The organism is Streptomyces sp. NPDC006261, assembly GCF_040613515.1.
Taxonomy (GTDB): Bacteria; Actinomycetota; Actinomycetes; order Streptomycetales; family Streptomycetaceae; genus Streptomyces.
This window is the reverse complement of sequence record NZ_JBEXSI010000107.1, coordinates 1-11,746: the sequence shown is the minus strand read 5'-3', so window position 1 is coordinate 11,746 and position 11,746 is coordinate 1. Positions and strand designations below refer to the sequence as shown.

The window sequence follows — 11,746 nt, the reverse complement described above, 5'->3', positions numbered from 1 at the left end:
GCTCGGCTCCTGGGAGGACCGGCACCGGGGTCTCCTGTTCGTGAGGTGAGACGGGGGCGGGGGCGCGCACCGGGGCCCCGGCCGCCGCGTCCCCCGAACCGCCGGAGAAGCCGGAGAAATAGGCGTACAGCGGACGAAGAAGAGCCCCGGGGACGGTCGGTCGTCCTCGGGGCTCTTCTCGTATGAGGGGTGGTGCGGGTGACTACTCGGCGAGTACGGCCTCGGCGTCGAGGGTCACACCGACCGCCTGGATCACCGAGGCGACCTTGACGGCCTCCTGGATGGTCTCGCGGTCCACGCCGGCCTTGCGGAGCACCTGCTCGTGGGAGTCCAGGCACTGGCCGCAGCCGTTGATCGCGGAGACGGCGAGTGACCACAGCTCGAAGTCGACCTTCTCCACGCCCGGGTTGCCGATGACGTTCATCCGCAGGCCCGCGCGGAGCGTGCCGTACTCCGGGTCCGACAGCAGGTGCCGGGTCCGGTAGAAGACGTTGTTCATCGCCATGACCGCGGCAGCCGACTTCGCCGCGGTGTACGCCTCGGGCGAGAGGTTGGCCTTCGCCTCGGGCTCCAGCTCGCGCAGCACCCGCGGCGAACGCGAGGCTATCGCGCAGGCCAGCACGGTGCCCCACAGCTGCTGCTTCGGGAGGTCGCTGTTGCCGATGACCGAACCGAGGTTCAGCTTCAGGTCCTTGGCGAAGTCCGGTATGGCGGACTTGAGTTCATCGAGAGCCATCGGTATCAGCTCACTCGCCCGAGAGGAGCGCGACCGGGTCGAGGGTGTTCTCGCCCTTGGTCCAGTTGCACGGGCAGAGCTCGTCGGTCTGCAGGGCGTCGAGGACCCGCAGGACCTCCTTGGGGTTACGGCCCACGGAACCGGCGGTCACCATCGTGAACTGGATCTCGTTGTTCTGGTCGACGATGAAGACGGCGCGCTGCGCGAAGCCGTCCTCGCCCTCGATGCCGAGGTCACTCATGAGCTCGTGCTTCGAGTCGGCCAGCATCGGGAAGGGCAGGTCGGTCAGGTCCGGGTGGTCCTTGCGCCAGGCGTGGTGCACGAACTCGGAGTCACCGGAGAAGCCGAGGACCTGGGCGTCCCGGTCGGCGAACTCCTCGTTCAGCTTGCCGAAGGCGGCGATCTCGGTGGGGCACACGAAGGTGAAGTCCTTCGGCCACGCGAAGACGATCTTCCACTTTCCCTCGTAGGTCTTGTGGTTGATCTGCTCGAACTCCTTGCCGCTCTCCAGCGAAACACAAGCAGTCAGGTCGAACTCGGGGAACTTGTCACCGACAGTGAGCACGCGCTCTCCTTGCAGCGTTAGGAAATCCCCTTTGCGGAGGTTTCCTGGGGGTTGGACGAGATCCACCTTGGCACAGAGTGCATTGATCAGGGAAATAGCTACACTCGGTCGTGATGATCGGAGGTGCCTATCAGTGGGCCAGGGAAAACCGGGCATACGCCCTCATAAGTCGGCCAAGCAGTCCGCCAGGCAGCCCAGCCTGTCGCAGCTCCGCGCCTTCGCGGCGGTGGCGGAACATCTGCACTTCCGGGACGCGGCGGCAGCAATCGGGATGAGTCAGCCGGCACTCTCCGGAGCCGTCTCCGCCCTGGAGGAGGCACTGGGTGTCCAGCTCATCGAGCGTACGACGCGCAAAGTGCTGCTCTCGCCCGCGGGGGAGCGGCTCGCGGCGCGGACCGGCGTCGTGCTGGAGGCCGTCGCGGCGCTGATGGAGGAGGCGGAGGCCGCCCGGGCGCCGTTCACCGGGGTGCTCCGGCTCGGCGTGATCCCGACCGTCGCCCCGTATCTGCTGCCCACCGTGCTCCGGCTGGTCCACGACCGCTACCCGGACCTCGACCTCCAGGTCCATGAGGAGCAGACCTCCTCCCTGCTGGAGGGGCTCGCCGCCGGACGCCTGGACCTGCTGCTCCTCGCCGTGCCGCTCGGGGTCCCCGGAGTGAGCGAGATCCCGCTCTTCGACGAGGACTTCGTGCTGGTCATGGAGCAGGACCACTGGCTCGGCGGCCGCGCCGACATCCCTCGCGACGCGCTGCGGGAGCTGCCGCTGCTCCTCCTGGACGAGGGCCACTGCCTGCGCGACCAGGCCCTCGACATCTGCCGGGAGGCGGGGCGTACGGAGGGGGCGCCGGTCACCACGACCGCCGCCGGGCTCTCCACCCTCGTCCAGCTGGTCGCGGGCGGGCTCGGGGTGACCCTGCTGCCGCGCACCGCGGTGACGGTGGAGACCGCGCGCAACGACGCCCTGGCCACCGGGTACTTCGCCCATCCGGCCCCCACCCGGCGGGTGGCGCTGGCGATGCGGACCGGGTCGGCGCGGGTCGGCGAGTTCGAGGAGTTCGCCGCCGCGCTGCGCGGGGCGATGACGCCGCTCCCGGTGCGCGTGGTGGACGTTGCTGTCGCTTGAACGCGTGCGGGTGCGGCCGGACTTCGGCCCGGCCGCACCCGGACGGTGCCTGCTCCGCTACTCGGTCCGCAGCCCGTCCGGCCGCATCAGCCGCCACAGCGAGGGCAGCGACAACGCCGTCACCAGCAGGATCAGGCCCGCCCCGGCCCCGGTCAGCGGCAGGAACAGCCACCAGTCGGAGACGCTCTCGTCGATCATCCAGGCGAGCGTCGCGCCGAGTCCCAGCCCGCCCGCGACCGCCACCGCGAGGCCGAGGACCACGGGGACGGCGGTCTGCCACAGGACCGACCAGCTCAGAGTCGTACGCCGGGTGCCGAAGGCGACCAGCACCGACAGCAGCCGCCGGCGCTCGCGCAGCTGCTCCAGCTGGGAGACCAGCATCGAGGCGGCGATCAGCAGCAGCACCACACTCGCCCCGACCTGGAGGCCGGTCCGGATGCTGGCGTACTGCCGGTCGCGCTCCACCGAGTCGAGGGTGACGAAGCGCATGCCGGGATCGATCCGGGCCGCCGTGTTGCGCACGTGCTCGGCGACGTCCGGCACGCTCCGGTCGACCCGGATCTGGGCGGTGATCTGCGCGCCGGGCAGTGTGCCCGCGTCGATGGCTCCGGTGGTCGCCATGATCCCGTAGTGCATGTCGCCCATCGGGTCGGTGCGCCCCTCCACGGTCGGGGAGTCGGCGGGCAGCGTCCACCGCAGCGGCTTGCCGCCCCCTGAGCCCACCTCGACCACCTCGCCCTTGCGGGCGGCCTGGTCGACCCAGCCGGACATGTCCTTGTCGCCCGGCGGGTGGACGACGAAGGTGTCACCGTCCTCGCAGCCGCTGATCCGGGCCAGTTCGCGCAGGGTGGCACAGGTGCCGATGGTGAGGGAGGTGGTGGGCGGGATGTCGTCCTCGGCGTAGACACCCGGCTTGGACGCGTACGCCTGGACCGAGCCGATGACCGCCTCCACACCCTTGGTGGCGCGGAACTGCTCGATGGCCGAGGTGGCCGCCTCACCCGTGACGTCCTCGGAGTACGCGGCGAACTGGGCCCGCGAGGGGTCCTGGCCCGTCACCCGGTTGAAGTCGGCGTTCATCGCGGCGAACAGCATCTGCAGGGCGATCGCCCCAGCCACCGCCACCGTGACCCCGCTGACCGCGCGGGACGCGGCCCCGCTGCTCAACTGGAGTCTGCGGGTGGCGAGCTGCCAGGGAACCGGGCCGCCGCGCAGCCTGTCCACGCACGCCTCGACCAGCCACGGCAGCAGCAGGGCGAGCCCGACCAGCACCAGCACGGCACCGGTCGCGATGAAGTAGGGGTTCACGGGCGCGTACGTGTACGCGTCGATCCGGCCCGTGAAGCCGAGCACGGCCAGACCCGCGGCCGGCATCAGCAGGCGCCACCAGAGCCGGCGGCCCCGGTCGCGGCCGCGGCGTACGACGCCGAGCGGCTCGATCACCACGGAGCGCATCGCGACCAGCGTGACGAGCACGGCGGTGAGCGGCACCGCGACGGTGATCAGCGCGGCGAGCAGGGGATCGGGCACCAGGTCCGACGGGAACGCGCTGACGTCCCAGATCTCCACCGAGCTGACGAACTGCCGCCCCCCGAGGAAGAACACCAGCCCGATCAGCAGCCCGAGGACCGCGCCGAACAGCGCCTCCCCGGCGGCGATGCGCCGGGTCGAGCGGATGTCGGCGCCGACCAGGCGCAGTGCGGCGAGCCTGCGGTCGCGCCGGTCGCCGCCGAAGCGCACGGCGGTGGCGATGAAGATCGCGACCGGCACCAGCAGCACGACGCAGACCATGACGGTCAGCACGATCAGCAGCGGCGGGAGCGGATCGGCCTCGCGGGGGTCCCCGTACCCGGCGATCCGGTGGCCGCCCGAGGCGGGCGTCAGGGTGTCGCTGCCCGCGTAGTAGAGGAGTTCGCCGGGCGAGCGCAGCCCGGCGTCTCGAATCGTGCCGGTGATCTCGTACGGCAGCCGCTCGCGCAGCAGTTCGTTCCCGGGGGCGGCGAGCAGCTCCTTCAGCGCGGGGGAGACAGCCATCTCGTCCGCCCCGGGGAAGCGGTCGAGGCCCGGCGGGCGGACGGGCGCCGCACCGTCGGCGCGCATCAGATATCCCTCGATGGTCCGGTCGTGGTACTCGGTGGTCGTGTTGATCCGCAGCACCGAGATGTCCGACTTCACGGCGTCGGCGTCGGGTGAGTCGGAGATCCGCGCCTGGCTGCGGGCCTGGTCCCGGCCGGAGCGTTCGTCGAGCATGTGGGGTACGGAGGAGGCGAGCAGCAGCAGCGCGACCCCGAGGCCGACGCCGACCGCCGTCAGCAGCGTGCGGATCCAGCCCTCGCGGCCCCCGGCGGCGGCGAACCGGATGCCGAGGCCGAGGTCCCGGAGGGTGGCCGCGCCGCGCGCGGGCGGCTTCGGGCGGTCCTGTCCGGCGGCCGGGGCGGTAGGGGAGTCGAGCAGCGTCATACGGCGTGCTCCAGGTCGCGGGCCCGGCCGTCGCGCACGGTGACGTCGCGGTCGGAGTAGGCGGCGACCCGGGCCTCGTGGGTGACCAGGACGACCGCGACGTTGGACGAGCGGGCGGCCTCGGTGAGCAGCTCCATCACCCGCTCGCCGTTCAGGGAGTCCAGGGCGCCGGTCGGCTCGTCCGCGAAGATCACCTTCGGGGAGGCCGCCAGGGCACGGGCCACGGCGACGCGCTGGCCCTGGCCGCCGGAGATCTCGCCGGGGCGCTTGGAACCGAGGTCGTCGACCTCCAGGCGCTCCATCCACTCCCGGGCGGTGCGCTCGGCGGCCTTGCGCTTCGCCCCGCTGAGCCGCATCGGCAGCGCCACGTTCTCCACGCAGGTCAGCTCCGGCACGAGCTGGCCGAACTGGAAGACGAAGCCGAAGTCGCTGCGGCGCAGGGCGCTGCGCTCGGCGTCCGACATCGCGGAGAGCTCGCGGCCCGCGTAGGTGATCGTGCCGGAGTCCGGGGTGATGATCCCGGCCAGACAGTGCAGCAGGGTCGACTTGCCGGAGCCGGAGGGGCCCATCACGGCGACGACTTCGCCGGGGTGCACGGAGAACGAGGCACCGTCCAGGGCGGGCGTCGCGCCGTAGGTCTTGCGCAGGTCGTGCGCGGAGAGCAGGGAACCGTCGGGAATCACGGGGCCACCACCTTGGCGAGCTGGCCGAGGCGGGCGGCGGTCAGTTCCAGCCAGCGCAGATCGGCTTCCAGGTGGAACAGGGCGTGGTCGCAGATCAGCTGGTCGGCGAGGTCCCCCTTGCGCTTGCGGTCGGTGAGGACGCGCATCATCCGCAGGTGCTCCGAGCGCTGGGAGTCCAGCAGGTCGGAGGCGCTGCGGTCGGTGAGGAGCGCGAGGACGACCTTGGTGTAGAGCGTCGACTGGAGGTACGGCTCCGGCTTCTCGGGCTGCGTGAGCCAGCGCGAGACATCGGTGATCCCGGCGTCCGTGATGGCGTACCGCTTGCGTTCGGGCCCCCCTTCGCTCTCGACGCCGTCGACCTCGACGAGTCCGTTCTTCAGGAGCCGCGACATCGTCGAGTAGACCTGGCCGTAGTGGAGCGGGCGGTCCTGGCCGAACTTCTCGTCGAAGGTCCGCTTCAGGTCGTAGCCGTGGCGGGGGCCGGACTCCAGGAGTCCGAGGAGGGTGTGACCGATAGACATGGGAAGCACTGTACACGTGGTGTATACCCGGGGTGTATACGCGTCCGGAAGATGCTCCTCGGCCTGTGAGGCTCTCTAGGTGTCGGCTCCGGGCTGCGCCTCCGGTTCCTCCGGGGGCCGCTTCGGTGGCCGGCCCCGGCGGGCGATCGGCGCCGCCGACCCCGGCAGCCGCCCCGCCTCCTTCAGTGCCCGGCGCAGCAGGAACTCGATCTGCGCGTTGGCGCTGCGCAGTTCGTCGGAGGCCCAGCGGGCCAGTGCGTCGTGCACCGCGGGGTCCAGCCGCAGCAGCACCTGTTTGCGCTGCTGCGGCCGGGAGGCCGGTGTCCGCCGGTCAGGCGTCTGGTCGGTCACTGGTAGAGGCTGCCCGTGTTGAGGACCGGCTGGGCCGCACGGTCACCGCACAGCACCACCATCAGATTGCTGACCATGGCCGCCTTCCGCTCGGAGTCCAGCTCCACGATGCCCTGCTCGGCGATCCGGTCCAGGGCCATCTCGACCATGCCCACCGCACCCTCGACGATCTGCTTGCGGGCGGCGACGACCGCGCCGGCCTGCTGGCGCTGCAGCATGGCGGAGGCGATCTCGGGGGCGTACGCGAGGTGGCTGAAGCGGGACTCGATGATCAGGACGCCCGCGGCCTTCACCCGGGCCGTCAGCTCGACGGCCAGCTTCTCGGTGATCTCCTCCGCGTTGCCGCGCAGCGAGAGGCCGTCCTCGTCGTGGGCGTCGTAGGGGTACTCGATCGCGATGTGCCGGACCGCCGCCTCGGTCTGGGTGGCGACGAACTCCAGGAAGTCGTCGACCTCGAAGAGGGCCTGGGCGGTGTCCTCGACCTTCCAGACGACGATCGCGGCCAGTTCGATCGGGTTGCCGTAGGCGTCGTTGACCTTGAGGACGGCGGTCTCGTGGTTGCGGATCCGGGTGGAGATCTTCTGGCTGGAGGTCAGCGGGTTGATCCAGCGCAGCCCGTCGGCGCGGATGGTGCCGACGTACCGGCCGAAGAGCTGTATCACCCGGGCCTCGCCCGGAGCGACCATCTTCACACCGCTCATGCAGAAGAACGAGGTGAGGGCGAGAAGCGGTCCGAGGATGAGGGAGGTGACGCCGACGGCGGTGGCGCCACCCCCGTTGATCACGGCGCCGCCGATGACGAGGCCGACCCCCGCCAGCACGCCGAGCACCGTCAGCAGCAGCCCCAGGCCGCCCGGGATCGAATGCGCGGTGACCTCCGTGACCTGCGGCTCGGGCATGTCGGGGGCGTCGATGTCGAGTGCGGCCGCCGAAGCGTCCGGGCCGTGGCCGTCGTGCTGTCCGGTCATGGGATCCCCCGTTCCGTGCGGCTCGCGCCGCGCTATCAATGTGATGTCACATTAATGGTTCTCGCAACCTTGTGCACCCCTGGGGAGTCGGTTCCCTGGGGAACGGGTGCTGATTGTCACGTCCGGAAAAGACTGGATCGCTTGCCTTTCGTCTCTGCCGACGGTGTTAGCTGGCAGGTCTGAACGGAATCGGGTGAACCGAGCGAGCCGGTCGAGCAGAGAAGCGGGAGCAACACAGCAATGGGTCGAGCGGATGCGCGACGAGCTCAGGCGCGAGGATCGCGCCGGGCTGCGAAGAGCGGCGGCATACGCAGACTCTTCACGTGGAAGAAGCTGCTGGGTACGTTCTTCGGGATCGTCCTGCTGGGCATGGGCGCCTTCGGCGCGCTCTACCTGTACGTCGACGTGCCCGCCCCCAACGTGCTGGCCGAGCGGCAGAGCAACGTCTACCAGTACAGCGACGGCACCGTGCTCGCCCGGTCCGACAGCGGCGTCAACCGGCAGATCGTCGACCTGGCCCAGGTGCCCAAGGAGGTGCAGCACACCTTCGTCGCCGCGGAGAACAAGACCTTCTACGAGGACAACGGCATCGACCTCAAGGGCACGACCCGCGCTCTGCTGAACACGGTCAGCGGCAAGGGCAAGCAGGGCGGCTCGACCATCACCCAGCAGTACGTGAAGAACTTCTACCTGACGCAGGACCCGACGATCACCCGCAAGCTCGAGGAGCTGGTGATCTCGCTCAAGGTCGACCAGGACCAGTCCAAGGGGCAGATCCTCGCCGGGTACATCAACACCGCCTACTACGGACGCGGCGCCAGCGGCATCCAGGCGGCCGCCCAGGCGTACTACGGCATCGACGCCAAGGACCTGAACGTCTCCCAGGGCGCCTACCTCGCCTCGCTCCTCCAGGCCCCCAGCCAGTACGACTGGACCACCGCCACCGACACCGGCAAGCGCCTGGTCAAGGACCGCTGGGCCTACACGCTGAAGAACATGGTCGAGATGGGCTGGCTCAGCGAGGCCGAGCGCGCGAAGCAGGAGTTCCCCAAGCCGCAGAAGCCCAAGCCCGCCCAGGGCATGGAGGGCCAGACCGGCTATCTCGTCGAGGCGGTCAACAAGGAGCTCGACAAGCAGGGCATCTCCGCCGAGGACCGTGAGGCCGGCGGCTGGACGTTCACCCTCACCATCGACAAGAAGCGCCAGCAGCAGCTGGAGAAGTCGGTGGACAAGGAGCTGGAGTCCCAGCTGGACCGGGAGGGCAACAAGATCGACGCCACCGTCCAGGCCGGCGCGACCTCCGTCGACCCGAAGACCGGCAAGGTCCTCGCGATGTACGGCGGCGAGGACTACGTCAAGCACTACGTCAACAACGCCACCCGCCAGGACTACCAGCCGGCCTCCACCTTCAAGCCGCTGGTGCTCGCCGCCGCCCTGGAGAATGAGTCGAAGACCCAGGACGGCAACCTGATCGGGCTCAACACCATCTACGACGGCACCAGCAAGCGGCCCGTCGTCGGCAGCGACACCCCGTTCAAGCCGCAGAACGAGGACGACCGGAGCTACGGCCCGATCTCCGTCCAGAAGGCCATGAACAGCTCGGTCAACTCCGTCTTCGCGCAGATGATCGTGGACGTGACGCCCGCCGCCACCAAGCGGACCGCGCTCGCCCTCGGCGTACCGGACAAGAACTTCCCCGAGCGCCCCGCCGTCACCCTCGGCACCATGAACGCCTCCACCTGGGACATGGCCGGCGTCTACGCGACCCTCGACAACCACGGCCGCAAGGTCACCCCGCACATCCTCCAGTCCGCCGAGCACCGCGACCGTACGGTGAAGCCGGAGGCGCCCAAGCGGGAGCAGGTGATCAGCCGTGCGTCGGCCGACACCGTGACCTCCGCGCTCACCGGCGTCGTCGAGTCCGGCTCCGGCCGCGCCGCCAACACCTCCGCCTACCAGGCGGCCGGCAAGACGGGCACGTCGGAGGAGAACAAGTCGGCCTGGTTCGCCGGGTACACCCCCGAACTGACCACCGTCGTGGCCCTCTTCGGGGAGTCGCCCAAGGGCGGACGGCAGGTCTCCCTCACCGGTACGGCCAACTCCGGCCGGGCCAACGGCGGTGGCTTCCCGGCCCGCATCTGGGCGGACTACACCCTCGGCGCGCTCGGCGGCGGCTCGGACGCGAAGTTCGACCTCCAGGACGTGGAGCGCGGCGAGGTCCCGCCGCCGCCCGCCCCCTCGAAGACGCCGTCCAAGGAGCCCACCCCGTCCGAGGAGCCGACGCCGTCCAGGACGCCGTCGGAGAAGCCGAGCGAGACGCCCAGCGAGTCCCCGTCGTCGTCGCCGCCCCCCTCGGCCCCGCCGACCATCACGCCGCCCACCACCCCGCCCACCACCCCCGAGCTGCCGCCCCAGCCCGGGGAGAGCGACGGGCAGCCGGGCGAGCGGCCCGGCGGTGGCGGACTCCCCGGGGAGTGACCACGCGCGCATGACGAAGAGGGGCGGTGCCGACTCCGGCACCGCCCCTCTTCGCGTACGTCCGGTCAGCTACGCGTCGCCATCTCGAACCAGACGACCTTGCCCGTGGACAGCCGCGTCGCGCCCCACCGCCGGGCCAGCCGGTTCACCAGGAACAGCCCGCGGCCGCCCTCGTCCGTCTCCCGCGCCCGGCGCTGCCGGGGCAGCTGCGGGGAGTCGTCGCCGACCTCGCAGCGCAGGACGTCCGTCCGCAGCAGCCGCAGCGTCACCGGCCGCTCCGCATAGCGCACCGCGTTGGTGACGACCTCGCTGACCAGCAGCTCCACCTCGTCGGACATCTCGTCCAGGCCCCACCGGCCCAGCGCCCGCCGGGCCAGCCTCCGGGCCCGGCCCGGAGCCGCGTCCTCCGGCTCCAGGTACCAGTACGCCACGTCGCTCGGCGCGATCCCGTCGAAGCGGGCGGCGAGCAGCGCGATGTCGTCGTCCCGGTCGCCCGGGCCCAGCATGTCGAGCACGTCGTCGCAGAGGGCCTCCAGCGGCGGCGCGTGGTCCGGTCCGGTGAGCTGCGCGGTCGCCGCGAGGCGCTCCCGCAGCTGCTCGATGCCCGTCCACACGTCCCGCAGCCGGGACTCGACCAGACCGTCGGTGTACAGCAGCAGCGTGGCACCGGCCGGGGCGTCCAGCTCGACGGCCTCGAAGTCGACCCCGCCCACGCCGATCGGGGCGCCCGGCGGCACCCGCAGCACCTCGGCCCGGCCGCCCAGGTGCAGCAGCACGGGCGGCGGGTGTCCGGCGTTGGCGATGGTGATCCGGTGCGCGACCGGGTCGTACACGGCGTAGAGGCAGGTCGCCATGCGGTCGCTGCCGAGCCGCTGCGCCTGTTCGTCCAGATGGTGGAGCACCTCCTGAGGCGGCAGGTCGAGCTGGGCGAGGGTCTGGGCCGTCGTCCGGAGCTGGCCCATGATCGCGGCGGAGGTCATGGAGTGGCCCATCACATCCCCGACGACCAGCGCGACCCGGCTGCCGGGCAGCGGGATCGCGTCGTACCAGTCGCCGCCGACCCGGGCCGTCTCGGCCGCCGGGAGGTAACGCGAGGCGAGGCGTACGCCGGTGGGCTGGGGGAGCGAGTCGGGGAGCATGGTGCGCTGGAGCTCGTCCGCGATGTAGGCCTCGCGCCCGTAGAGCACGGCCTTGTCGATGCCGAGCGCGGTGTGCGTCGCCAGCTGGGCGGCGACCAGCAGGTCACTGGCCTCGAACGGGGGCCGCTCGGTCGACCGTACGAAGACCGCCGCGCCGATCACCCGGCGCCGGCCGCGCAGCGGGGCGAGGATCGCCCGGTGGCCGGTGGGGACCGGGCGCCCGGTCCCCAGGAGCTCCGGCAGCGCCGCCCGGGCCGCCGCCGAGTCGCCGAAGACCGGCCGCACCCCGCGCAGCACCTCGGCCAGCGCACCGCCCGCCCGCACCTCGCACAGCTCGGCGGCGGGCATCAGGTCGGCCGTCGGGTCGCTCAGCAGCGGCCGCAGCCGCTCCGTCTCCGGGCCCGCCTCGCCGCCCTCCTCGTCGGTGTGCCGGAGCCGGTCGCTGCGGCGCAGCCGCAGCACGAACGGGCTCACCGGCCGCTCGTCGCCGACCGGCAGCGGGTCGCGCAGGTAGACCAGGATCGCGTCGGAGAACGTCGGCACGCTCGCCCGGCACAGGCCCAGCACGATCTCGTCCAGGTCTATGCCGCGGGCGATTCGCCGGGTCGCGGCCCCGACGAAGCGCAGCCGGTCGCCCTCGCGGCGGGTGGCCGCCTGCGCCTCGGCGGCTGCGTACGCGACCTTGGACCCGTACCCGTAGCCGTCCCCGTACCCGACCGGCC

General features: G+C 71.4%; 10 protein-coding genes. 2 read left to right on the top strand and 8 right to left on the bottom strand.

Going from position 1 to position 11,746, the window contains the following annotated elements; translation table 11 throughout:
* Positions 1–202: 202 nt before the first annotated feature.
* Both ABZ154_RS33855 and ABZ154_RS33850 read right to left on the bottom strand, forming a co-directional pair.
* Positions 203–736, bottom strand: coding sequence for an alkyl hydroperoxide reductase (locus ABZ154_RS33855; RefSeq protein ID WP_356838207.1), 534 nt, complete (start codon positions 734–736; stop codon positions 203–205).
* A 10-nt stretch (positions 737–746) separates the two neighbouring features.
* On the bottom strand, positions 747–1,301 hold the full coding sequence (locus tag ABZ154_RS33850) for a peroxiredoxin (RefSeq protein ID WP_356838205.1): 555 nt from the start codon (positions 1,299–1,301) through the stop codon (positions 747–749).
* A gap of 133 nt (positions 1,302–1,434) precedes the next feature.
* On the opposite strand from ABZ154_RS33850, the gene ABZ154_RS33845 reads away from it, so the two are divergent.
* Entirely contained in the window at positions 1,435–2,424 is a 990-nt protein-coding gene (locus ABZ154_RS33845) for a hydrogen peroxide-inducible genes activator (protein WP_356838204.1), read from the top strand.
* Between the two features lie 57 nt (positions 2,425–2,481).
* Here the strand turns inward: ABZ154_RS33845 and ABZ154_RS33840 are convergent, their stop codons facing one another.
* The 5 genes from ABZ154_RS33840 to ABZ154_RS33820 all read right to left on the bottom strand — a co-directional run bounded on the left by ABZ154_RS33840 (position 2,482) and on the right by ABZ154_RS33820 (position 7,407).
* A complete protein-coding gene (locus tag ABZ154_RS33840) occupies positions 2,482–4,884 on the bottom strand; it encodes an FtsX-like permease family protein (RefSeq protein WP_356838202.1) in 2,403 nt (800 codons plus the stop codon).
* Positions 4,881–5,567, bottom strand: a complete 687-nt coding sequence (locus ABZ154_RS33835) for an ABC transporter ATP-binding protein (RefSeq protein ID WP_356838200.1) — start codon at positions 5,565–5,567, stop codon at positions 4,881–4,883. The genes ABZ154_RS33840 and ABZ154_RS33835 overlap by 4 nt, the downstream gene beginning before the upstream one ends.
* Positions 5,564–6,088 (bottom strand): PadR family transcriptional regulator, encoded by a 525-nt coding sequence (locus ABZ154_RS33830; RefSeq protein ID WP_356838199.1) that lies wholly within the window; start codon positions 6,086–6,088, stop codon positions 5,564–5,566. The genes ABZ154_RS33835 and ABZ154_RS33830 overlap by 4 nt, the downstream gene beginning before the upstream one ends.
* Before the next feature lie 75 nt (positions 6,089–6,163).
* The gene (locus ABZ154_RS33825) at positions 6,164–6,439 is read right to left on the bottom strand and encodes a hypothetical protein (protein ID WP_356838197.1); all 276 of its coding nucleotides are present in this window, start codon (positions 6,437–6,439) and stop codon (positions 6,164–6,166) included.
* Positions 6,436–7,407 carry an SPFH domain-containing protein gene (locus ABZ154_RS33820; RefSeq protein WP_356838196.1) on the bottom strand — a complete coding sequence of 324 codons (972 nt, stop codon included), beginning with the start codon at positions 7,405–7,407 and terminating at the stop codon, positions 6,436–6,438. The genes ABZ154_RS33825 and ABZ154_RS33820 overlap by 4 nt, the downstream gene beginning before the upstream one ends.
* A 240-nt stretch (positions 7,408–7,647) precedes the next feature.
* On the opposite strand from ABZ154_RS33820, the gene ABZ154_RS33815 reads away from it, so the two are divergent.
* Complete coding sequence (locus ABZ154_RS33815) at positions 7,648–9,885, top strand: transglycosylase domain-containing protein (RefSeq protein ID WP_356838194.1); 2,238 nt, start codon at positions 7,648–7,650, stop codon at positions 9,883–9,885.
* Between the two features lie 65 nt (positions 9,886–9,950).
* Here the strand turns inward: ABZ154_RS33815 and ABZ154_RS33810 are convergent.
* A partial coding sequence (locus ABZ154_RS33810) for a SpoIIE family protein phosphatase (RefSeq protein WP_356838192.1) occupies positions 9,951–11,746 on the bottom strand: 1,796 nt, incomplete at its 5' end.